The organism is Bradyrhizobium sp. AC87j1, from assembly GCF_002936975.1.
GTDB classification, from domain to species: Bacteria; Pseudomonadota; Alphaproteobacteria; order Rhizobiales; family Xanthobacteraceae; genus Bradyrhizobium; species Bradyrhizobium shewense.
Genome location: NZ_PTFE01000057.1, coordinates 13,528 through 36,241, shown reverse-complemented (window position 1 = coordinate 36,241; position 22,714 = coordinate 13,528). Strand labels below are relative to the sequence as shown.

Here is a 22,714-nt window from a genome sequence, read left to right as displayed (position 1 = left end):
TTGCTTTGGTGGCGATGGGTGCGGGGGACGCCCCTGTAAGCTCGTGCAAGCTGTATCCAAGAGCGCATCTCGCTTGCGCGACGAATTCCGCTGAGACTTCAAACGACTGTAGCGACGCTCCTCCTAGCCATCGGGTTGAACGATCCCGGCTCTGCTTAGGATCACCGACTTCGTCCGTGCCGCGAGCAATCCCTCGATCATCGCCGATGCCCGCAACGAGGTCGTGCGCAAGTTGGGTGAGGCCGTGGGCCGGAACGCCGACGCCGTCGGCACCGCCGGCGGCCCTGGCCTGAAGGCCGCCGACGAGCAGTCTGCCGTCAACACGGCGCTCGCCGACTGAGGGAGCGGCGCCCGCTCACCACCAATTCCCGGCGAAAAATCTCCAACCATTTCAACCCCCGTTCTACTGTGCATGGGGTTGTTTTCGCAGTTTTAGTTTGCGAAGGCCGCGAACTGCTGGGCGACGGCCTGATAAACCTCGCGGCGGAACGGCACCACGACGTCGGCAACACGGTCCAGGCGCTCCCAGCGCCAGGCGTCGAACTCTGCGGGCTGGCCGTTGCGCGGCGTCAGCGGGTCGATCTCGTCATCCTTGCCGGTGAAGCGCAGCGCGAACCATTTTTGCCGCTGGCCGCGAAATTTCGCGAGGCGATGCGTCTGCGGTCCGTCATAGGGCGGGAATTCGTAGGTGAGCCAGTCGGTCTCGCCGAGATAGGCCGCGCTGACGACGCTGGTCTCCTCCCAGAGCTCGCGCATCGCGGCATCGCGCAAATTCTCACCGTCGTCGACGCCGCCCTGCGGCATCTGCCAGTCGAGCCCGGGCAGGATGATCTCGGGCCCGTCGCCCTTGAAGCGGTGACCGATCAGCACGCGGCCTTCGGTGTTGAAGAGAGCGATCCCCACGTTGGGGCGGTAGGGCTTTTGATTGGTCATGTGCTTTCGCTCTCCGTCGTCGTTCCGGGGCGATGCGCAGCATCGAGCCCGGAACCTCGAGATTCTCAGGTGCGCACTGCGCACCGGAGTTCACGCTTCGCGTGCCCCGGAATGACGGTGGAGGTCAATCCTCCGCCAGCGCGGAAAATTCCTGCACCACGCGCTCATAGACCGGGCGCTTGAAGGGAATGATCAGCCCGGTCAGATTCTTCATCGGCTCCCAGCGCCAGCTCACGAATTCGGCCTTGTGGCCGCCGCCGCCGGGATTGGCGACATTGATCTCGCTGTCCTTGCCGGTGAAGCGCACTGCGAACCATTTCTGGCGCTGGCCGCGGTAGCGGCCCTTCCAGGCGCGCCCGGCGACCGTGCGGGGAATGTCGTAAGTAAGCCAGTCCGGGACCTCGCCGAGTCGCTCGACCGAGCGCACGCTGGTCTCCTCATAGAGCTCGCGCCTGGCGGCATCCCAGGTGTCCTCGCCGGGATCGACGCCGCCTTGCGGCATCTGCCAGACATGGGTGTCGTCGACATGCTCGATGCCGCCGGCGCGGCGGCCGATGAACACCCGTCCCTCTGTGTTGATCAGCATCACACCGACGCAGGTCCGGTAGGGCAGATCCTCGTAACGCGCCATTCCGCCAGACCTCTCGCATGCTGTCGGTAAGGCCTAACCGGTCCGCGGGACCCGTGCCGTACCAATCCGTTGATTTAGCTGGATTTTGATTTCAGCATCGCGGTTGTCAATGGCACCAAAAGGATACCCCGGTCGCCCAACGTCTTGGTCCAGGCGCCGATGCGCTCGATCGAGACGGGAAGGGCGGAGGCGGTGCCGACAGCCGCGCCGCGCTCGCGTGCCGCCGATTCGAGCTTGTTCAGGGCGCGGTCGATCTCGGTCGGGGTCGGCACCACGTCGATCGCGATGTCGCCTTTGCCGAACGGCATGGCCTGGTTCGCCGCGGCCTGGGCTGCGATGCTGCGGGGCGAGGAGCCGTCGTCGAAGAAGCCGAGGCCGCGCTTGGCCGCCTCGCGGATGATCGGCTGCATCGCCGGCTCCGTCGCGATGAAGCGGGCGCCCATGAAATTGGTGATGCCGGCGTAGCCCTGCATCCGGCTGAAATGCCAGTACAGGCGGTCCATGTTCTGGTCGGCGCTGAGCGAGGTCAGCAGCGTCTGCGGTCCCGGATCATTGTCGGGGAAGTCGTAGGGCTCCATCGGGATCTGGAGGAAGATCTCGTGGCGCTGCGCGCGGGCCCGTTCGGCGAGCTTGCCGGGATCGGTACCGTAGGGGGTGAAGGCCAGCGTCACCGCCGCCGGCAGCCTCATGATGGCATCGGTGGTCTTGGCGGCGCCGACGCCGAGGCCGCCGATCACGATGGCGACCACCGGCATCTTGGCGGCCTTGGCGCGATCGGCGTCCGCCGCATAGACGTTGAACGGCTTCAGCCCGTCGGCGACCACCGGGATCATGCCGTAGCGTGACTTCTCCAGCAGTTTTGGATTGATCCCGGCCATGACGGGCGGCGGGGCCGACGCGGCCCCGGCCTTGTCGCCGGCGTCCTCGCCGATCACCACGTCGTGGCGGGCGCCGGTGGAGCCGTCGATCATGGTGACGGTCTTCTGCTCGCCGGGAGCGGCCTGCTTCGGCGTCTCCTGGCTGTCGTGCTTGCCGTCTTGCTTGCTATCTTGCTTGCCGTCCTGGCCGTGGCCGGCGGCGGGCTTCTCGGCGGGAGACTTGTCGGCGCCGTTCTCGCGGATGGCGATCCGCGTCATCGGCTCGCCGCCGAGCGGATCCTTGTTGAAGATGGCGAAGCCGGCAAAGGTGAGGAGGAACAGGCCGAGCAGCACGGCGAGCGCCTGCATGGCCGTGAACGGCAGCCGCGGCCGGCGTTTGCGGCGCGGCTTGTCCTGTCCGAGCGGGGCGCTCAGATCATCGGCCGTTTCAGTCATGCGCGATCCCGAATCACTGCCAATGACGATACCACGCCGGGGTCAAGCGGCGGCAGGCCGGGATAGGCCGGGGATGCCAGGAGTTACCTGCAACAGGAGTTCCAAGCAAAAAGGGCGGCTCCGAGGAGCCGCCCTTTTCATCAGATCGCGGTAACGCGCCGACTTAGTTCGCCGCCTTCGGCTTGTCGGTCGTGGCCTTGTTGTCGCCGCCCGGGGTGGGCGCGGCGGAGGCGCTGTTCTTGATGCCGTGGAGCAGGTCGTCGGCGAGCTTGAGCGCCTTGTCGTCCTTGGCGTCCGGCGGGACGTAGGACTGCGAGCCGGTCTTCTCGTCGCCGTCGTTCTTGAGATGGCCGCGCAGCGAAGCTTCGCCCTTGGTGTCGGTGCGCGACTTCAGCTCGTCCGGCACGTCCTGCAGCACTTCGATGTCGGGCACGATACCCTTGGCCTGGATCGACTTGCCCGACGGCGTGTAGTAGCGGGCCGTGGTCAGCCGCAGCGCGCCATTGCCGCTTCCGAGCGGAATGATGGTCTGCACCGAGCCCTTGCCGAACGAGCGCGTGCCGACGATGGTCGCGCGCTTGTGGTCCTGCAGCGCGCCGGCGACGATCTCCGACGCCGAGGCCGAGCCGCCATTGACCAGCACGATGACCGGCTTGCCCTTGGTCAGATCGCCCGAATGCGCGGTCCGACGCTGGGTCTCCTCGGCATTGCGGCCGCGCGTCGACACGATCTCGCCCTTCTCCAGGAACGAGTCGGAGACGGTGACCGCTTCCTCGAGCAGGCCGCCCGGATTGTTGCGAAGGTCGATGATGTAGCCCTTCAGCTTGTCGCCGATCTGGTTCGAGAGGTTGGCGACCTCGCGCTTCAGGCCTTCGGTGGTCTGCTCGTTGAAGGTGGTGATGCGGATATAGGCGATGTCGTCGGCCTCGACGCGCGCGCGCACCGAGCGGACGCGGATGTTGTCGCGCACCAGGGTGACGTCGATCGGATTGTCCTGGCCCTTGCGGATGATCTTGAGCTTGATCTTGGTGTTGACGGGGCCGCGCATCTTCTCGACGGCCTGGTTCAGGGTCAGGCCCTGCACCGCCTCGTCGTCGAGATTGGTGATGATGTCGTTGGCCATGACGCCGGCGCGCGAAGCCGGGGTGTCATCGATCGGCGAGACCACCTTGATCAGGCCGTCTTCCATCGTGACCTCGATGCCGAGGCCGCCGAACTCACCGCGGGTCTGCACCTGCATGTCGCGGAAGCTCTTGGCATCCATGTAGCTCGAGTGCGGATCGAGGCCGGTGAGCATGCCGCTGATGGCGGATTCGATCAGCTTGGTGTCGTCGGGCTTCTCGACATAGTCGGAGCGCACGCGCTCGAAGACGTCACCGAACAGATTGAGCTGGCGATAGGTGTCTGCGGTGGCGGCTCGCGCGCTGGAGCCCATGAACACCGCGCGCGGCTGGGTCACGAACAGCATCAGCGCCGCGCCGGTGGCCGCGCTGAGGAGGATTACTGAAGTCTTGCGCATCATCCGCGAACCTTCTCGCCTTCATTTGCGGCCCACCATGGGCCTGGATCGATTGGAGTGCCGTCCTTACGGAACTCGACATACAGCACAGGTTGACTCGCGTTCGTCGCGAGAATGGAAGCGACCTGAGAGGTCGACCCCATGGTCGCAACCGGCTCCCCCGTGAGCACAAACTGTCCGATGTTGACCGAAATGCGCTCCATCCCGGCGATCAGGACATGATACCCGCCCCCGGCATTGAGGATCAAGAGTTGTCCATAGCTGCGGAACGGGCCTGAATAGACCACCCAGCCGTCACACGGCGTTGTGACCTGGGAGCCGGGCTTGGTCGCCAGCGAAATGCCCTTCTGGACCCCGCCGACCCCGTCGGAACCGCCGAAATCCCTGATCTTGTTACCGTTAACTGGAAGAGGCAGGAGACCCTTGGCGGAGGCAAAGACGATCGCTGGGGTGGTCCGGGACCGGTCCTTGAACACGCCCGGGCCGGATTTGGCGCTGGCGCTGGCGGCCGCCGCCTTGGCCTCGGCCTGCCTTGCGGCCTCGGCTGCCTTCTCGGCGGCCTTGGCGGCGCTCTGCAGATCCTGCTCCATCTTGGTGATCAGGCCCTGGAGATCGCCGACCTGTCTCGAAAGCGCGATGGCGCGCGAATTCTCGGCATCGAGGTCTTTTTCCCGCGAAGCCTGCTGGCGCTGCCGCTCGTCGACGAGGGCGGTGAGCCGGGTCTGGTCGCTCCTGACCTTGTCGCGATCGGAGGCGAGCTGGTCGCGCTCGGTGGCGATATTCTTGCGCAAGGCCACGAGCTCGCCGAGCTCGCTTGCGATCTTTTCGGCGCGGCCGCGCAGCTCCGGCACCACGGCGCCGAGCAGCATCGCCGTGCGCAGTGATTGCAGCGCATCTTCGGGCCGCACCAGCAGCGCCGGCGGCGTGCGCCGTCCGGCCCGCTGCAACGCCGCCAGCACCTCGACGATGTCGGCACGACGCGAATCGAGCGAGGAGCGCATCGCCTGCTCGCGTCCGTTGAGCGTGCGCAGACGCGTTTCGGTCTCGTCGATCTTGGTCTCCACGCTGCGTACATTGGCGGCGGTGTCGATCAGCTGCTGATTGAGCTGGGTACGGTCCTGGCCGAGCGAGGTGATCTCGGCCTTGAGCTTGGCCTGCGCCTCTTCCGCGCTCTTCTGCCGGGCGCGCGCGGCTTCCAGCTCCTGCTCGCGCTGCTTGATGGCGTCGGGCGAGACGGCGGCAGTCTGTGGCGCCGGCGCTGCCGTCTGGGCTTGCGCGAGGCTTGCGCCGGCAACGCTAGTGATCAGCAACAGGTTGAGGAGCGGCGCTCGCATCGTGTCGGCAAAGATGCTCGTTGTGGCGCGCATCACGCGCGGTGATAGGGGTGGCCGGCCAGAATGGTGGCGGCCCGATAAAGCTGTTCCAGAAGCATGACGCGGACCATTTGGTGCGGCCAGGTCGCAGAGCCGAACGCAATCGCGAGCTTGGCCTTACGGCGCAATTCGGGCGAAAGTCCGTCCGCCCCTCCGATCACGAAGACAGTATGTCCGGCCCCCTCGTCCCGCCAGCGCCCGAGATGCCGTGCGAATACGGTGGAGTCGAGATTCTGGCCGCGCTCGTCCAGTGCCACCAGGATCGATTTGTCCGGAATATGCGCGGAGATCGCGGCGGCCTCTTCGGTCATCCGCGTCGCGGTGTCGCGCGCGCGGCTCTCGGGGATTTCGTGGACCAGGAGCTCGCGGAATCCGAGCTTGCGGCCGGCCTCGTCGAACCGCTCGAAATAGCGGTCGGCAAGCTCCCGTTCGGGGCCCTGCTTCAGCCGGCCCACCGCAATGACAGCAACGCGCATGATATCTTCAGGGGTCTGATATCTTCAGGGTCGTGTTTTCAAGACCGCGCGCAAATGGCGCGCGCACGACGCTAGCATGCGCGTCAGCCGATTCGAAATCGGCTCGATCAGCCTAGATCGCCTTCGCCGCCCCTGGGCCCTGCGTGTACAATCGCTCGAGATTGTAGAACTCGCGGACCTCGGGTCTGAACACGTGCACGATCACGTCGCCGGAATCGATCAGCACCCAGTCGCAATTGGGCAAGCCCTCGACATGGATGTTCTTGATGCCGTTTTCCTTGAGGCCCTTGGCGACGTTTTCCGCGATCGCGCCAACGTGCCGGTTCACCCGGCCGGTGGTGACGATCATGTAGTCGGAGTACGCCGATTTGCCGCGAAGGTCGATGGTGACCGTCTCTTCCGCCTTCATGTCCTCGAGGCGGGAGAGGATCAGGCTCAGCGTCTTGTCGGCGTCGGGTTGCGCCTTCAAGGCTGCAGCTTTGGCTGATGTTTTACGCGCCGGCTTGGCAACCTTGGGTAAAACAGACTTCGTCGAAGCTGACTTGGACAATACAGATGTGGTCAGGGACCATTCCTTTCACTGTATCGCGAACGCCGAATCCGACGCTCACTGGTTACACTACATCATGTGGGGTTAAGGGTTTCAATATGCCAGAGAGGCGAAAGCCCACACCACATCCTCGCCCTGGTCCTCACATTGTACCTTTCCAGCTCCCGTCCGGGTTCCGTAAGCCCGTTGAGGACAGATTCAGCTTCAATCCGGTCAGGAATACCCAGGCCGGCGCCGGCCGGTCCGCAAGCAGCGCCGCCTTGTTCTCGGGCAGGCGGTAGCGTGCCAGCGCCTGGGCTGCGGGGGACGCGAGGGCGCGAAAACTCTGCGGCGGGCGATCGATGACTGCCATCGGCACCTGGCCGGCGATGCGCCGCCAGTCCTGCCAACGATGGAATTGAGCGAGATTGTCGGCGCCCATGATCCAGACAAAGCGCAGGCCCGAGAAGCGGCGGCGCAAGGTGTTGATCGTGTCGATAGTGTAGCGCGTACGGATGACGGATTCGAGACAGCTGACCTCGATCCTGGGATCATCGGCGACATCGCGCGCGGCCTGCATGCGCTCGCCGAGCTCATGCAGATTGCCGTTCTCCTTCAGCGGATTGCCTGGGGTCACCAGCCACCAGACGCGATCGAGTTGCAATCGCTGGAGCGCGAACCGGCTGATCGCGCGATGCGCCTGATGCGGCGGATTGAACGAGCCGCCGAGCAGGCCGATGCGCATGCCCTCCGTGTGGGGCGGGACCGCTTGCGCCACGAAACGCGGCACGAGGAAATTGTTGCTCAATGCCCGCCCCGCGACGTTGCTTACGGCCGCGTCTGTCCGGTGCCGTGAACGCGATATTTGAAGCTTGTCAGCTGCTCGGCGCCGACAGGGCCGCGGGCGTGGAAGCGGCCGGTGGCAATCCCGATCTCGGCGCCGAAGCCGAACTCGCCGCCATCGGCAAACTGCGTCGAGGCGTTGTGTAGCACGATCGCGGAATCGACCTGGCTGAGGAATTTCTTCGCAGCCGCCTCATCCGCGCTCACGATCGCATCGGTGTGATGCGAGCCATGGTTCTGGATGTGCGCGATCGCGCCGTCGACACCGTCGACCACCTTCGCCGCGATGATCGCGTCGAGATATTCGGTGTCCCAATCGTCTTCGCTCGCAGGTTTTACGCGCGCATCCGTTCCTTGCACCGTTTCGTCGCCGCGCACTTCGCAGCCCGCCTCGATCAGCATCTCGACCAGCGGCTTCAGATTTTTGCCGGCCGCGGCGCGATCGACCAGCAGCGTCTCGGCCGCGCCGCAGACCCCGGTGCGGCGCATTTTTGCGTTGAGCACGAGCGACTTCGCCATGGTGAGGTCGGCGCTGGCATCGACATAGACGTGGTTGACGCCTTCCAGATGCGCGAAGACAGGCACGCGCGCTTCCTGCTCGACGCGCGCGACGAGGCTTTTTCCCCCGCGGGGCACGATCACGTCGACCGCGCCGTTCAGGCCCGAGAGCATCATGCCGACTGCCGCGCGGTCGCGCGTCGGCACCAGCGTGATCGCAGCCTCGGGGAGGCCCGCCTCGCGCAGGCCCTGCACCAGGCATTCATGGATCGCGCGGCAAGACCGAAAACTGTCCGAGCCGCCGCGCAGGATCACGGCATTGCCGGACTTCAGGCACAGCACGCCGGCGTCGGCCGCAACGTTCGGACGGCTCTCGAAGATCACGCCGACGACGCCGAGCGGCACGCGCACGCGCTCGATCCTCATGCCGTTCGGCCGCTGCCAGCTCTCGGTGACGATGCCGACGGGATCGGCGATGCCGCGCACGATGCCGATGCCCTCGGCCATGCCCTCGATGCGGGCCGGCGTCAGCGTCAGGCGGTCGATGAAGGAGGAGGTGGCATTGCCGGAGGCGCGGGCTTCCGCGACGTCCTCGGCATTGGCGGCGAGGATCGCCGCAGAGCTCGCGCGGATCGCCCGCTCCATGGCTTCCAGCGCCCGGTTTTTCTGCTCCGGCGGCGCCAGCGCCAGCACGCGCGCGGCAGCGCGGGCACGGGTTCCGAGATCGGACATCAGCGCCTGGAGATCGGCATTGCCGTCAACGGCTTTGAGGGGGGCGGCCATGGGAGTTTCAACCTTCTGCTAAGGCGGTGTCCTAGCACGGAAATCCCGCTTTTGCGAAGGGTCGGCAGGAGATGGCAGGGCTCCGACCGGTGGGGTGGGCTCGGCCATTGGCCTATCCCCGGCGTCATGGCCGGGCTTGACCCGGCCATCCACGACCTTCGCGCGGCACCAAGAACGTGGATGCCCGGGACAAGCCCGGGCATGACGGAAAAAGCCTCTACCCGCCCACCACCAGATCGTCGCGGTGGATCATCTCCGATCTTCCGCTGATACCGAGGATGGTCATCACATCAGGGGATGAGCGGCCCTTGATCCGCTCGGCGACCTCGGCGTCGTAGGCGATCAGGCCGCGGCCGACTTCGCTGGTATCGGGGCCGCGCACGATCACGGCATCGCCGCGGGCGAACTGGCCCTCGACCTTGATCACCCCGGCCGGCAGCAGGCTGGCGCCGGCGCGCAGCGCCGTCACCGCGCCGGCATCGATGGTCAACGTGCCCTTCGGCTCCAGCGTGCCCGCGATCCAACGCTTTCGCGACGTGATGGGGTTGGCCGGCGTCAGGAACCAGGTGCAGCGGCCGCCATCGGCGATCGCTTGCAGGGGATGCTCGATCTTGCCGGAGGCGATCAGCATATGCGTGCCGCCGGTGGTCGCGATCTTGGCCGCCTCGACCTTGGTGCGCATGCCGCCGCGCGACAGCTCGGACTCGGCGTCTCCCGCCACGGCTTCGATCTCCGAGGAGATGCTCTCGACCACCGGAATGAGCTTGGCGTTCGGATTGTTCTTCGGCGGGGCGTCATAGAGCCCGTCGATGTCGGACAGCAGCACCAGCAGGTCGGCGCTTGCCATGGTGGCGACGCGCGCGGCGAGGCGGTCATTGTCGCCGTAGCGGATCTCGTTGGTGGCGACCGTGTCGTTCTCGTTGATCACGGGGATCGCGCGCCACTCCAGCAGCTTGCCGATGGTGGAGCGTGCATTGAGATAGCGGCGGCGCTCCTCGGTGTCCTGGAGCGTCACCAGGATCTGGCCGGCACCGATGTCGTGCGCGCCGAGCACCTCGGACCAGATCCGCGCCAGCGCGATCTGGCCGACGGCGGCGGCGGCCTGGCTCTCTTCCAGCTTGAGCGGGCCGCGCGGCAGCTTGAGGCGGCTGCGGCCGAGCGCGATCGAGCCGGAGGAGACGACGAGGACGTCGCGCCCCTCCCTGTGCAGCTTGGCCATGTCGTCGGCGAGCGCGGCGAGCCAGGACGCCCGCACCTCGCCCTTGTCGGAATCGACCAGCAGCGCGGAGCCGACCTTGACGACGATGCGGCGGAATTGACTGAGTTCGGGGCTGGCCATGGGTATTTGTGTGTTGGCGCGTCGGACGGATTGCTCGGGCTTGGTGACGGCGGAGCAAAAAAGCCGGCGCCGGCGAGGCCTGCTTTTGCAGCAGGACGATGGCCGGCGCAAGGCGGCCGGGATGGTAAACGGCTCTTGTCTTGGGCAACGGCCCGGTTCTAATGCCACCAACCAATAATGGGCTGGAGAGGACGCGAATGGATCGCCGCAAATTCATGGCCGGATGTATCAGCCTGCCGCTGCTGGCGCAGGCAGGCGGGGCGAATGCGCAGGCCGGGCTGAGCAAGATCATCTTTCCGTTCGCGGCAGGGGCGGGCGGCGACACGCTGTGCCGGCTGATGGCGCAGGAGATGGCGCCGGTGCTGCAACGGACCCTGGTGGTCGAGAATCGCACCGGCGGCGACGGTCTGATCGGCATCAAGGCGGTAAAGGGCGCGAGCCCCGACGGCAGCATGGTGCTGGTGACGACGGGGCCCACCATGTACCTGCTGCCGATGGTCGAGACGATTCCGAGCTTCGACACCGGCAAGGATTTTGTGCCGGTGTCGCTGCTGGCGCGGTTCGAATTCGCGCTGGTGATCAGCCCGGCGGTCGATGCCACCGATCTCAAGAGCTTCGTGGCGTGGCTGAAGGCGCATCCGGACAAGACCTCGTTCGGGGTGCCGAGCAACGGCACCATTCCGCATTTTATGGGCTCCAAGCTCGAGAAGGATCTCGGCATTCCCCTGACCCGCGTGCCCTATCGCGGCAGTGCGCCGATCCTCAACGACATCATCGGCGGGCACATCTCGTTCGGGATCACCACGCTGGCCGACGCGCTGCCGCAGCATCGCGCCAAGGGCGTGAAGATCATCGCGGTCGCGAGCGCGGAGCGTTCACCATTCGCGCCCGATGTCCCGACGCTGAAGGAGAGCGGCATCGATCTCGTTGCCGACGCCTGGTACGGCATGTGGCTCCCGGCCGGCAGCCCACCGGACTTCGCCGGCAAGCTCGGCGCGGCCGCAAGCGCCGCGCTCGCCAAGCCCGAGGTGAAGGAGAAGCTCACGGGAATCGGCCTCATTCCGGTCGGCTCGACGTCGGAAGGATTGACAAAGGAGCTCGCAGCGAACATCGCGTTGTGGCAACCGATCGTGAAGGCGACGGGATACAAGATCGAGAATTAGGTCTCTCTCGCGCTCCACACTCCGCCGTCATGGCCGGGCTTGACCCGGCCATCCACGTGCTACCGCGACCGACGTAACACGTGGATACCCGGGTCAAGCCCGGGCATGACGCGTTGAGGGAGCTGCGCTCCGCTCACTCACATCTTCGCGCGCTGCGCTATTCCGTCCTTGATCGCTGCAAGCTCGGCTTCGTCCCAGATGCCGATCAGAACGCCGTTCTTCACCTGGAGCTGGTTATCCGCATAGGCCGCGATCTTCTCGCGCGGCGTGGTGATGTGGTCGCTCGGATGCAGCGCCCAGTCGAACAGCTCGGCCTGCAACCGCGCGATGATGCCGGCGCATTCCGGATCGTCACCGCGATCCACAAACTCTTCCGGATCGGTCTCGAGGTCATACAGCATCGGGCGGAAGCTGGAGGCGTGGATGTATTTCCAGCGGCCGTCGAACACCATGAACAGGCGGCAGCGCTCGATCGGCTGGTTCAGCTTCAGCCGCACGTCCTGCATGGCGTAGTCGTATTCCGAGAATGCGACCTTGCGCCAGTCTGATGGCCTCTCGCCGCGCAGCAGCGGCAGCAGCGAGCGACCTTCGAGGATGTGGCCCGGCACCTTGCCGCCGAAATAATCGACGAAGGTCGGCGCGAGATCGATTCCCTCCACCAGCGCGTCGCTGCGGGTGCCGCGCGTGGCGTCGGCTTCCTTCGAGGGGTCGATGACGATCAGCGGAATCTTCGCCGACTGCTCGTGGAACAGGTCCTTCTCGCCCATCCAGTGATCGCCGAGATAATCGCCGTGATCGGAGGTGAACACGATCATGGTGGTTTCCAGCAGGCCGCGTTCCTCGAGAAATTTCATCAGCACGCCCATCTGGTCGTCGATCTGAGTGATCAGGCCCATATAGGTCGGGATCACCTTCTCGCGGGCATCGTCGCGCGCCATGTTGCGGGAGTAACGCATGTCCATATAGGCGCCGAACACCGGATGCGGATTTTGCCGCTCGCGCTCCGAGCGGATCACCGGGATCATGTCATCGGTCGAATACATGCTGGCATAGGGCTCTGGCGCGATATAGGGCCAGTGCGGCTTGATGTAGGACAGATGCAGGCACCACGGCCGGCGATCGGTCTCGGCCTCTCCGATGAAATCCATCGCGCGCCGCGTCATGTAGGGCGTTTCGGAATGCTCATCCGGCACGCGTGCGGCCTTGTCGGCGTGCACCAGCAGCCAGCCGTTCTGCAACGAGCCGTCCTCGGCCGCGCCCGAATTGGCCCAATGCTCCCAGGGATTGCTGGCTTCAAAACCCTGCTTGCGCAGATATTCGTCGTATTTCGGGCGCGGGCGGCCGGTCGGATGCAGACCGTCGTCGCGCTCATACGGTTCGAAGCCGCACTCGGCGACGTGCACGCCAATCATCGATTCCGGCGGGATCCCAAGCGCCTTCATGCCTTCGAGATCGGGCGCCATGTGGGTCTTGCCGACCAGCACGTTGCGCACGCCGATCTTTTTGAGGTGATCGCCCAGCGTCGGCTCGCCGACGCGCAGCGGCCAGCCGTTCCAGTGCGAGCCGTGCGAGCGCATGTAGCGGCCGGTGTAGAACGACATCCGCGACGGACCGCAGATCGGCGATTGCACATAGGCCTTGCTGAACAGCACGCCGCGCTTGGCCATGGCGTCGATGTTCGGCGTCTTCAGCGTGGGATGGCCGGTGCAGCCGAGATAATCATAGCGAAGCTGGTCGCACATGATCCAGAGAACATTCTTCGCGCGCGCCATGCGTTATCCCTGCATTTTCTTGATTGTTCGATGCTGCGCTATCGGAGGGGCGAAGACAAGCCAGTGATGCGCGTACGCGTAGCCCCATTCTCCACTGTCGTCCCTGCGAAAGCAGGGACCCATAACCACAGGGAGGAGTTTGGCGAAGATTAGAAGTTCGGTACTACGACCATCCGCATCGAGAGATCACGCGGTATGGGTCCCTGCGCCCCGTGCGCAATTGCGCACTAGGCAGGGACGACGAGAGAGTTCAAACCGACCACGGCTCCGCTTCGGCCGCGCTCTTGGCCTTGGCCGAGACCGGGGCCTCGCCGATCACCTCGACGAGTGCACGCAGCGCTTCCTTGACGCCGTCGCCGGTGACACCGGACAGCAGCAGCGGCGTCTTCTTGGCGGCGCGCTTCAGCCGGTCCTTCTGCTTCTTCAATTCGTCCGGCTCGACCGCGTCGATCTTGTTCAGCGCGACGATCTCGATCTTGTCGGTGAGGAGCCCGCCATAGGCGTCGAGCTCCTTCCGCACCGTCTTGTAGGCCTTGCCGGCATGCTCGCAGGTCGCATCGATCAGATGCAGCAGCACGCGGCAGCGCTCGACATGGCCGAGGAAGCGGTCGCCGAGACCAGTGCCTTCATGCGCGCCTTCGATCAGGCCGGGAATGTCGGCGAGCACGAATTCGCGGCCGTCAGCATTCACGACGCCGAGCTGCGGATGCAGCGTGGTGAAGGGATAGTCGGCGATCTTGGGCCGCGCCGCGCTGACCTTGGACAGGAGGGTCGACTTGCCGGCATTGGGCATGCCGACGAGGCCGGCGTCCGCGATGAGCTTCAGCCGCAGCCAGATCCAGCGCTCTTCGCCGGTCTGGCCGGGATTGGCGTTGCGCGGCGCGCGGTTGGTCGACGTCTTGAAATGCGCGTTGCCGAAGCCGCCATTGCCGCCCTCGGCCAGCACGAACTTTTCGCCGACCTTGGTGAAGTCGTGGATCAGCGTCTCGCGGTCCTCGTCGAAGATCTGCGTGCCCATCGGCACCTTCAGCACGATGTTCTTGCCGTTGGCGCCGTGGCGGTCCGAACCTGAGCCGTTCTCACCCTTCTGGGCCTTGAAGTGCTGCTGGTAGCGGTAGTCGATCAGCGTGTTGAGGCCATCGGCGACCTCGATGATGACGTTGCCGCCGCGGCCGCCATTGCCGCCGGAGGGACCGCCGAATTCGATGAACTTCTCGCGGCGGAACGCCACGCAGCCGTTCCCGCCATCACCGGAGCGGATATAGACCTTTGCTTCGTCGAGGAATTTCATGGGCCATAGGTAGGCCAGCCGGCCCCCTCCGGCAACCCGGATAGACCCGAAAATCGGCCGAATTTCTCGCGATTTCGCCCCTTGCTTAACCAGTCGGCCGGCGCCGGATCAGGAATTTCTGCATCCCCTCCAGCACCAGCTCCTTGCGCTGGTTGAACACGGTGCTGCGAAGCGTCACCGCGCCGGTGGTGCGGCCCGGCACCAGCTCGGTGACCTCGAGCGCGGGGTAGATGGTGTCATCGGCAAACACGGGTTTGAGGAACCGGCTCGATTGCTCGAGGAAGCCGACCAGGGAGTCCTCGACCAGGAATGGAAACAGGCCGGCGCCGGGCGCGGTGTGGATCAGCGTCTGGAAGCCGTGGGCGAGCAGATGCGGCATGCCGCGGCTGCGGCAATATTCCACGTCATAGTGCACGGGATGAGTGTCGCCGCTCGCGGTCTGGAACGCGGCGAATATCGCCGAGGTCTGGGTCCGGCTCGGCAGCACGAAGCGTTCGCCGATGACGAAATCCTCAAACCAGCGTTGCGTGGGGATCATGCGATGCTGGGAGGGGTCGAAGTCGGTCATGTCCCTGCTCTCTGTTCGTGGTCGGCCTATCGCTACCGCGACGCGAAGAGTGCGACAATCCGTTCAATTCGGCGGATGCGGGCTTGTCCAGCGCGGCCACGTCATTAAAACGACCGCAAGCGACACTACCTGCCGATTCCTGACGCTCTCTCCGCCGTCATTGCTTCGCTGCGCTCGCAAAGACGAATCCCTCACTCAGACTCGCTGCAATGCCCCTGTTCAAGAACCTCTCCGCCTATGACGATCGCTCCGCGCGCCTCGCCGGCATCGGGCTGATGGTGCTGTCGATCTTCATGTTCTCGTTCGGCGATGCCATGGGCAAGTTCCTGGTCGGGACTTATTCGGTGGGGCAGCTCTTGTTCCTGCGCGCCTGCGCGGCGCTGCTGCTGCTCGCACCGCTGATCTGGCGGCAGCGTCACGACTTCGTCCGCCTCGAGCGGCCCCGGCTGCAGCTGTTTCGCGTCGTGCTGTCGACGCTCGAGGTCGCCGCCTTCTTCCTCGCAACCGTCTATCTGCCGCTCGCCGACGTCATCACCTATTATCTCGCCGGTCCCATCTTCGTCACCGCGATGTCGGCGATTTTCTTGGGAGAGAAGGTCGGCTGGCGGCGCTGGACGGCGATCCTGATCGGCTTCTGCGGCGTGCTGATCGCGCTGCGGCCGTCGGCGCAGACCGTCAGCCTGCCGGCGCTGATCGCGCTCGGCGGCAGCCTGTCGTTTGCGACCTTGATGCTGATCACCCGCAGCCTGCGCAAGACGCCCGACATCGTGATGGCATCCTCGCAATTCGTCGGCACGTTTTCGCTGGGCGCGGTGCTGTCGGCGTTCCACTGGGTGCCGCCGACATCAGGCAGCCTGGTGATCTTCGCGCTGGCGGGATGCGTCTCGGTCACCGCGCTGTTCTGCGTCAATCGCTCGCTCAAGCTGGCGCCGGCCAGCGTCGTGGTGCCCTACCAATATTCGATGATCGTCTGGGCCGTGATCTTCGGCTTCGTCGTGTTCGGCGACGTGCCGTCAATGGCCACGCTCATCGGTGCCGCGATCATCATCGGGGCGGGATTCTATATTTATCTGCGCGAGCGCGATCTGGGGCGCGAGAGTGCCGAGGTAAATCCACCAGTGTAGCCAAGGCCACGCTGTCGTCCCGGACAAGCGCGCCTCAGGCGCGCGCAGATCCGGGACCTCCGCGCGAGCGCTTGCGCTCGTCGCGATACCCACAGGGAGCAGTTTTGCGAAGACTCGGATTGGGAGTGTTGCCCCACACTCCTCCCTGTGGTTATGGGTCCCCGCCTTCGCGGGGACGACACTGATGATTGAGGACGCAGTGCGCCCCTACCTCATCCGCCGCGCACTGCTCCAGCTCTTCAACGACGCCCACACGCCGCGCGAGAGGCGGAAGCAGTCGACCGGCGTGGACGATCCTAGCGCCAGGAAGCGGTGCAGCTGCACGCCGCTCCACTGGAAGCCGCATTTCTCCAACACGTTGCGCGAGGCCGGATTGGTGACGCGCGCGCCGGCATAGAGGTGCTCGTCCTCGAACTCCTCGAAGAAGAAGTCGATCGCGCCGCGCGCGGCCTCGGTGGCAAAGCCCTGGCCCCAGTGCTCAACGCCGAGCCAATAGCCGAGCTCGGCATTGTCGGGCGTGGAGCAGTCGATGCCGACCATGCCGACCGGCCCGGTATCGTGCTCGATCAGGAACACGGTCTCGCTGCCGAGCGCGGCGGTGGCGCGGACGAAGGCGACGGCGTCGTCCTGCGAATAGGGGTGCGGGAGGCGGCGGGTGTTTTCGGCGACGCGGCGGTCATTGGCGAGCTGGGCGATGGTCCTGACATCGGCGAGGGTCGGCCGCCGCAAGGTCAGCCGTTCGGTGGCGACGACACCAGGTCTCGCCTCAGCCAAGGTCGCGCTCGAGAAATCCTGCAACATGTCCGGCTCCGTGAAAGTCACTAAGTCAAAGTGAGCAAGTCAAAAGAAAAGGGGAGGCCGGTTTCCCGCCTCCCCCTTGGAGCCTTCGATCTGTTGTGATCTCTGGACTCCGCCGGTTTGGTAGGACCGGCGGACTCCAATTTGATCCACCGTCTATTCAGCCGCCTCTGCGAGCGGGAGCACCGATACGAAGGTGCGGCCGTTGGCTTTGGCCTGGAACGTGACGCGACCCTCGATCTTGGCGAACAGAGTGTGGTCCGTGCCCATGCCGACATTAAGGCCCGGGTGCCAGGTGGTGCCGCGTTGACGCGCAATGATGTTGCCGGGAATCACAACTTCCCCGCCGAACGCCTTGATGCCGAGGCGCTTACCCTTGGAATCGCGACCGTTGCGCGATGAACCGCCTGCTTTTTTGTGAGCCATGGCTCGTCTCCGAAATCCTGCGTATTTCTAGATCAATTCCTTGACGGAATCATTTCAAAATTTCTCACGCATCAATTCGTGAATTGGCGTGATCGATTTTGCGTTACTCGGCGGCTTCCGCTGCCGGCTCCTTCGCCACCTTCTCCCGCTTCGGACGCGGGCCCTTGGTGGGCTTGGCGCCATCCGTCAGGATCTCGGAGATGCGGAGCACCGTGATCTCGTCGCGATAGCCGCGCTTGCGGCGCGAATTCTTGCGGCGGCGCTTCTTGAACGCGATGACCTTGGGGCCGCGCTTGTGGTCGAGCACCTCGACCGCAACGGACGCACCTGCGACCGTCGGAATACCCAGCACCGGCGTGTCGCCGCCGAGCACCAGAACTTCATTCAGCTGAATGATCGAGCCGACTTCGCCTTCGATCTTGCCTACTTCGAGAACATCATCCGGCACGACGCGGTATTGCTTGCCGCCGGTTTTGATGACTGCGAACATCGTTTTTTTCTCCGTGTTCAATCCCGGCCTCGCGACGGATATCGTCGGGGTCGGCTTTTTGTCAGTCGCTATGGGTTTATGCGAGTTTTGTGCGGGCGGGAGTTATCCCTTTGAAAACCCACGCAAAAACAAGCGGCGCGAGAAACGCCCCGCGCCGGTTGTGGGACTTATAGCCGCCGGCAGGGAAGAGTCAAGGAAAACCGCGAAAAACGTCCGGATTTGAAGGATTTGGGCCTCTTCCGGCGCCTGGTCGAATCTGCGGGATAGCATTGCAACCAACGGGTTCCCTTGCCGTTGTCCTCGCAAATCGACATGCGGGCAAGGGCTTACCATGGCAACAGACGAACTGGTCAAGGCGACGGGCATCGCCCATCACGGCGCGGAGCGGCTGCCGTCGGTGGAGATCGACAGTTTCAACATCGAGATGAAGGACGAGGACGGCTTTCTCGGTGATCGCGCCAGCAAGGGCGCGTTCCGCGACATCCTCGACCGCTGGCGCAAGCCGCTGCGCAAGACCGGAGAGGACCCGTTCGGCAAGGAGCCCTCGGAGGAGATCAGCAAGAAGACGCTGGATGCCATCCTGGTCGGCGACGACACCGAGGCCTCCGCGGTGGTGCACAGCGCGATCGAGGATTTCGCCCAGGAGCTCGCCTATGTCACCCGGCGTTTCCTCAAGACCAAGGCCTGGGCCAAGACCGAGCGCATCGTGGTCGGCGGCGGCTTCCGCGATTCCCGGCTGGGCGAGCTCGCGATCGCGCGCACCGAGATCATCCTCAAATCCGAGGACTTCAAGATCGACATGATGCCGATCCGCCATCACCCGGATGAAGCCGGCCTGGTCGGCGCGCTGCATCTGGCGCCATCCTGGATCTTCGAGGCCTATGACAGCATTTTGGCCGTCGACATCGGCGGCACCAACATCCGTTGCGGCCTGGTCGAGACCAACTGGAAGAAGGCCAAGGATCTGTCGAAGGCCAAGGTCGTGAAATCCGAGCTGTGGCGTCATGCCGATGACGAGCCGACGCGCGAAGGTGCGGTCAAGCGGCTCACCAAGATGCTGAAGGGGCTGATCACGGAAGCCGAGAACGAAGGCTTCAAGCTCGCGCCTTTCATCGGCATCGCCTGTCCCGGCGTGATCAATGCCGACGGCTCGATCGAGAAGGGTGCGCAGAACCTGCCGGGCAATTGGGAGAGCAGCAAGTTCAACCTGCCGGCGAGCCTGATCGAGGGCATCCCCGAGATCGGCGAGCACGACACCGCGATCCTGATGCACAATGACGGCGTGGTTCAGGGCCTCTCCGAGGTGCCGTTCATGCAGGACGTCGAGCGCTGGGGCGTGCTCACCATCGGCACCGGCCTTGGCAATGCGCGCTTCACCAACCGCCGCAAGGACCGGGACACTACGGAGAACGGCAAGAAAAAGGCCAAGGAAAACAACAAGGACAGCGCCAAAAGCGACTAGCTGCGCGTTTTCAAGCGAAGTGGACACCGGTTCGCGTCGAGAAAACGCGCAAAACGGGGAATCTGGAGCCCCGTTCCGATGTCATCGGAACGGAAGAGGGCTCCAGAGTAACCTTGACTGGTTAGGTTAAGGACCGGATTGCGTTGCGGCGCCGAGGCCGCACGCTAGGGTCGAATTGTCGCCTCACCTGGCCGGCGAAGCCGCCCTTCCCAGCCAGTATTGCAATGAGCGGCAAGGGACCGCCAGTGTTTACCGCGTCTGGCGGTCCCACCCCGTTTTTTCGATCGGTGATTCGGACCGCTCCAGCCCCCTTCAGTCCTTGCGGACGCCAGCTTCGGGGGAGCGGCATCTCTCGCAAATCCTTCAAACGGCCCCTGAAATCCGCCGCGAGCGGCATCTTCACCGTCACAGGCCTCGCCAACTTCCGAAAACCGGTCTGATTTTCGCCCCGCGCGCCTTGTCTGGCCAGCCATCCTCGCCTATTAACGCCCCCAACCACAGGGGCCCAGCTCCTACCATGGCGCCTTCAGGAGAGGTGGCAGAGTGGTTGAATGCACCGCACTCGAAATGCGGCATAGGTGCAAGCCTATCGGGGGTTCGAATCCCTCCCTCTCCGCCATCCAGAATAGCCAAAAAAGCTCCGTGAAATCAGCCCGATGCAACCGACGCTCGCTCGGTTCGCTCTGCAAGCACCGTCCGTGCGATCGCCACAAATGCCCGAGCGGCCGGCGATAGCGTCCGGCCCTGGCGCTGGAGCAGCGATACCGGTCGCGTGATGGCCGGTCGTACCAGCGGTCTTGCGATCAGCGTCGGAAATTGGTCGGCTGGCAGCATCGTTGCGGGGAGGATAGCGAGGCCGAGGCCCTGCGCCGTCATGGCGAGCGCGGTGTTGATCAGCGTCACTTCGTAGGTCGGGACGAGGTGCTTGCCCTGCGCGCTCAGCGCCTGATCGATCTGCATCCGGATTCGCGTCTCGCGTCGCATCGCGATCGTTGGCAGTTGCGCCAGTTCCTCCCATGTCAGGGAGCGCCGCGCGGCGAAGTCGGCGGTGCGGCGGCCGATTGCGCTCAGGCGTCCCCGGGTCAGCGTCTCGACCGTCATCTCCGCGAATTCACCTTCCACGCTGCCGATCGCGAACTCCGCATCGCTTGCGATCAGGCGCGGAACGAGATCGTCGGCGGCGACGTCGCGCATGTCGATCTCGATGTCGGGATAGCCCGCGCGGAATTTTGCAAGCACCAAAGGCAGCAGCGCCGATGCGGCGCCGGCAGACGCTACGAACGCGACCCGGCCGGCGCGCGCCTGTGCGAGGTCACGCATGCGCCGTGACAGGCCCTGCGCATCACTCAGCATCCGTTCCGCAGCGTGAAACGCCTCGTCGGCGACCAGCGTCGGCTGCACCGACCGTGTCGAGCGATCGAACAGCTTTACGCCGAGCTGAACCTCGAGTTGCTGGATCAGAAGGCTCGCCGCCGACTGCGTGATTCCCAGCTCACGCGCAGCCCGCGTGATGCTGCGCGTGCGATGGACGGCGGTGAAGGCCCGCAACTGCCGCAATGTCACATTCATAGGCAAAGCTCATGAATTGATGAGTTCTTTCCGGCTTATCTCATAAACGGGCCTGCAATAAAATGCATATTGGGCGGACAACGAACCGCGGCGATGCAAGGGATGGAGATGATGAGGACACAGGTGCTGGTTGTGGGCGCCGGGCCCGTGGGATTGACCGCCGCCATGGACCTGGCCTCACGTGGAATCGACGTCGTCGTCGCAGAGATCCGCCATGCCGGCGATCCGCCCAACGTCAAATGCAACCACGTCTCGGCGCGCTCGATGGAAATCTTCCGAAGGCTCGGCGTCGCCGCCAAGCTGCGCGATGCGGGACTCCCTGCCGACTTCCCGAACGATTGCTCCTACCGGACCACGGCAACCGGCATCGAGCTGTGTCGTATCGACATTCCCTCCCGCGTGCGCCGTTACAGCGCAACCGGTGGCCCCGACACCTGGTGGCCGACGCCCGAGCCGCCGCATCGGATCAACCAAGTCTATCTCGAGCCGATCCTGTTCAGCCATGCTGTCGCACAAGCGCGCATCAAGATTCTGGCGCGTACGGAAATCACCGACATCGAGCAGAACGACGATCATGTGGTCGCGCTGGCGCGCGATCTCGGCAGCGGAAGCTCGCTGCGCATCGAAGCTTCCTTCGTGATCGGCTGTGACGGCAGCCGTTCTCTCGTTCGCAAGTCGATCGGAGCCAGCCTGTCAGGGACACCGGTGATCCAGCGCGTGCAATCGACCTTCATCGAAGCGCCGCAACTCAAGAAATTAATGGGTGCGCACAAGCCCGCGTGGATGGTGCTCTCGCTCAACCCGCGCCGCTCCGGCACCACTGTTGCAATCGATGGTCACGATCGCTGGCTGATCCACAATCACCTCAAGCCCGATGAGCCCGAGTTCGACTCGGTCGATCGCGACTGGTCCATCCGCGCCATCCTCGGCGTCGACGAGCACTTCGAGTACAAGGTTCTCAGCAAGGAGGACTGGGTCGGGCGCCGGCTGGTGGCCGATCGCTTCCGCGACCGCAGGGTCTTCATCTGTGGCGACGCCGCGCATCTGTGGATGCCCTATGCCGGCTACGGCATGAATGCAGGCATCGCGGACGCCGTCGATCTTTGCTGGCAATTGGCGGCGCATCTGAACGGCTGGGCGCCGGCTGCGATCCTCGATGCTTATGAAGCGGAGCGTCAGCCCATCACCGAGCAGGTGTCGCGCTTTGCGATGGATCACGCGATGAAAATGATGGCGCAACGCGGCGGCGTCTCAGTGGAGATCGAGGACGACACACCACGAGGACACGCCGCGCGCGCAGCACTGGCGAGGGCGGCCTACGATCTCAATGTGCAGCAATATTGCTGCGCAGGACTGAACTTCGGCTACTACTACGATGCCTCGCCGATCATCGCCTATGACGGCGAGACGCCTCCGGCCTACGCGATGGGCAGCTTCACGCCCTCCACCGCGCCGGGCGCCCGCGCGCCGCATCTGTTCCTGCGTGACGGACGATCGCTCTACGACGCATTCGGGGACGGATACAGCTTGTTGCGGCTCGACCCGGCGATCGACGTGGCGCCGCTGACATCCGCAGCGGAGACGCGCGGCATGCCGCTGGCGCTGGTCGACGTCACGCCGGACGAGGCGAACGGGGCTTATGCCGAAAAGCTGGTGTTGGTGCGGCCCGATCAGCACATCGCCTGGCGCGGGCAGACTGCGCCAGAAGATGCGCTGGGCTTGTTGGCGCGGCTTACCGGCGCGGTCGCGTAAAGAACATCAAGCTGCCTGCCTGACGACGACGCCAAGCGGCATAGTAGAAAACCCATCGAGGA

General features: G+C 64.7%; 21 protein-coding genes and 1 tRNA gene. 5 read left to right on the top strand and 17 right to left on the bottom strand.

Annotated features, from left to right (window positions below):
• Positions 1 to 432 precede the first annotated feature (432 nt).
• The 10 genes from CV770_RS25780 to proB form a co-directional block, all read right to left on the bottom strand.
• Positions 433 to 933, bottom strand: a complete 501-nt coding sequence (locus CV770_RS25780) for an RNA pyrophosphohydrolase (protein WP_104464352.1) — start codon at positions 931 to 933, stop codon at positions 433 to 435.
• Positions 934 to 1,057: 124 nt separating this feature from the next.
• Positions 1,058 to 1,564: an RNA pyrophosphohydrolase gene (locus tag CV770_RS25775; RefSeq protein WP_091964923.1), complete on the bottom strand. Its 507-nt coding sequence runs from the start codon at positions 1,562 to 1,564 to the stop codon at positions 1,058 to 1,060.
• Positions 1,565 to 1,638: 74 nt separating this feature from the next.
• Positions 1,639 to 2,877, bottom strand: coding sequence for a divergent polysaccharide deacetylase family protein (locus CV770_RS25770; RefSeq protein ID WP_104464351.1), 1,239 nt, complete (start codon positions 2,875 to 2,877; stop codon positions 1,639 to 1,641).
• Between the two features lie 163 nt (positions 2,878 to 3,040).
• The gene (locus CV770_RS25765) at positions 3,041 to 4,399 is read right to left on the bottom strand and encodes a S41 family peptidase (RefSeq protein WP_018318850.1); all 1,359 of its coding nucleotides are present in this window, start codon (positions 4,397 to 4,399) and stop codon (positions 3,041 to 3,043) included.
• On the bottom strand, positions 4,396 to 5,730 hold the full coding sequence (locus CV770_RS25760; RefSeq protein ID WP_104464361.1) for a murein hydrolase activator EnvC family protein: 1,335 nt from the start codon (positions 5,728 to 5,730) through the stop codon (positions 4,396 to 4,398). The genes CV770_RS25765 and CV770_RS25760 overlap by 4 nt, the downstream gene beginning before the upstream one ends.
• 32 nt (positions 5,731 to 5,762) lie before the next feature.
• Complete coding sequence (gene rlmH / locus CV770_RS25755) at positions 5,763 to 6,245, bottom strand: 23S rRNA (pseudouridine(1915)-N(3))-methyltransferase RlmH (RefSeq protein ID WP_094972764.1); 483 nt, start codon at positions 6,243 to 6,245, stop codon at positions 5,763 to 5,765.
• A gap of 112 nt (positions 6,246 to 6,357) precedes the next feature.
• Positions 6,358 to 6,714: a ribosome silencing factor gene (gene rsfS, locus CV770_RS25750; protein ID WP_018318847.1), complete on the bottom strand. Its 357-nt coding sequence runs from the start codon at positions 6,712 to 6,714 to the stop codon at positions 6,358 to 6,360.
• A gap of 223 nt (positions 6,715 to 6,937) precedes the next feature.
• On the bottom strand, positions 6,938 to 7,582 hold the full coding sequence (locus CV770_RS25745; protein WP_201760040.1) for a nicotinate-nucleotide adenylyltransferase: 645 nt from the start codon (positions 7,580 to 7,582) through the stop codon (positions 6,938 to 6,940).
• Positions 7,583 to 7,602: 20 nt separating this feature from the next.
• Positions 7,603 to 8,898 (bottom strand): glutamate-5-semialdehyde dehydrogenase, encoded by a 1,296-nt coding sequence (locus CV770_RS25740; protein WP_104464350.1) that lies wholly within the window; start codon positions 8,896 to 8,898, stop codon positions 7,603 to 7,605.
• A gap of 217 nt (positions 8,899 to 9,115) precedes the next feature.
• The gene (proB, locus tag CV770_RS25735) at positions 9,116 to 10,237 is read right to left on the bottom strand and encodes a glutamate 5-kinase (protein WP_028139195.1); all 1,122 of its coding nucleotides are present in this window, start codon (positions 10,235 to 10,237) and stop codon (positions 9,116 to 9,118) included.
• A gap of 197 nt (positions 10,238 to 10,434) precedes the next feature.
• Between proB and CV770_RS25730 the strand changes: the two genes are divergently transcribed.
• On the top strand, positions 10,435 to 11,400 hold the full coding sequence (locus CV770_RS25730) for a Bug family tripartite tricarboxylate transporter substrate binding protein (RefSeq protein WP_201760039.1): 966 nt from the start codon (positions 10,435 to 10,437) through the stop codon (positions 11,398 to 11,400).
• A gap of 137 nt (positions 11,401 to 11,537) precedes the next feature.
• On the opposite strand, the gene CV770_RS25725 is transcribed toward CV770_RS25730, so the two are convergent.
• The 3 genes from CV770_RS25725 to CV770_RS25715 all read right to left on the bottom strand — a co-directional run bounded on the left by CV770_RS25725 (position 11,538) and on the right by CV770_RS25715 (position 15,031).
• A complete protein-coding gene (locus CV770_RS25725) occupies positions 11,538 to 13,172 on the bottom strand; it encodes an alkaline phosphatase family protein (RefSeq protein WP_104464348.1) in 1,635 nt (544 codons plus the stop codon).
• Between the two features lie 250 nt (positions 13,173 to 13,422).
• Positions 13,423 to 14,463, bottom strand: coding sequence for a GTPase ObgE (gene obgE / locus CV770_RS25720; RefSeq protein WP_104464347.1), 1,041 nt, complete (start codon positions 14,461 to 14,463; stop codon positions 13,423 to 13,425).
• An 85-nt stretch (positions 14,464 to 14,548) separates the two neighbouring features.
• Positions 14,549 to 15,031 (bottom strand): MaoC family dehydratase, encoded by a 483-nt coding sequence (locus tag CV770_RS25715; RefSeq protein WP_104464346.1) that lies wholly within the window; start codon positions 15,029 to 15,031, stop codon positions 14,549 to 14,551.
• 209 nt (positions 15,032 to 15,240) lie between these two features.
• On the opposite strand from CV770_RS25715, the gene CV770_RS25710 reads away from it, so the two are divergent.
• Entirely contained in the window at positions 15,241 to 16,155 is a 915-nt protein-coding gene (locus CV770_RS25710; RefSeq protein ID WP_104464345.1) for a DMT family transporter, read from the top strand.
• Positions 16,156 to 16,362: 207 nt separating this feature from the next.
• On the opposite strand, the gene CV770_RS25705 is transcribed toward CV770_RS25710, so the two are convergent.
• From CV770_RS25705 to rplU, 3 genes are all read right to left on the bottom strand, one after another.
• Positions 16,363 to 16,956, bottom strand: coding sequence for a GNAT family N-acetyltransferase (locus CV770_RS25705; RefSeq protein WP_165637686.1), 594 nt, complete (start codon positions 16,954 to 16,956; stop codon positions 16,363 to 16,365).
• Between the two features lie 153 nt (positions 16,957 to 17,109).
• Positions 17,110 to 17,379, bottom strand: coding sequence for a 50S ribosomal protein L27 (gene rpmA, locus CV770_RS25700; RefSeq protein WP_008137923.1), 270 nt, complete (start codon positions 17,377 to 17,379; stop codon positions 17,110 to 17,112).
• A gap of 103 nt (positions 17,380 to 17,482) precedes the next feature.
• Entirely contained in the window at positions 17,483 to 17,869 is a 387-nt protein-coding gene (gene rplU / locus CV770_RS25695; protein ID WP_104464344.1) for a 50S ribosomal protein L21, read from the bottom strand.
• Positions 17,870 to 18,200: 331 nt separating this feature from the next.
• On the opposite strand from rplU, the gene CV770_RS25690 reads away from it, so the two are divergent.
• The gene (locus CV770_RS25690; RefSeq protein WP_104464343.1) at positions 18,201 to 19,331 is read left to right on the top strand and encodes an ROK family protein; all 1,131 of its coding nucleotides are present in this window, start codon (positions 18,201 to 18,203) and stop codon (positions 19,329 to 19,331) included.
• Positions 19,332 to 19,860: 529 nt separating this feature from the next.
• Positions 19,861 to 19,950 (top strand) — tRNA-Ser (locus tag CV770_RS25685).
• Between the two features lie 29 nt (positions 19,951 to 19,979).
• Here the strand turns inward: CV770_RS25685 and CV770_RS25680 are convergent.
• Complete coding sequence (locus tag CV770_RS25680; protein WP_104464342.1) at positions 19,980 to 20,900, bottom strand: LysR family transcriptional regulator; 921 nt, start codon at positions 20,898 to 20,900, stop codon at positions 19,980 to 19,982.
• A 102-nt stretch (positions 20,901 to 21,002) separates the two neighbouring features.
• Between CV770_RS25680 and CV770_RS25675 the strand changes: the two genes are divergently transcribed.
• On the top strand, positions 21,003 to 22,652 hold the full coding sequence (locus CV770_RS25675) for an FAD-dependent oxidoreductase (RefSeq protein WP_201760038.1): 1,650 nt from the start codon (positions 21,003 to 21,005) through the stop codon (positions 22,650 to 22,652).
• Positions 22,653 to 22,714: the final 62 nt, after the last annotated feature.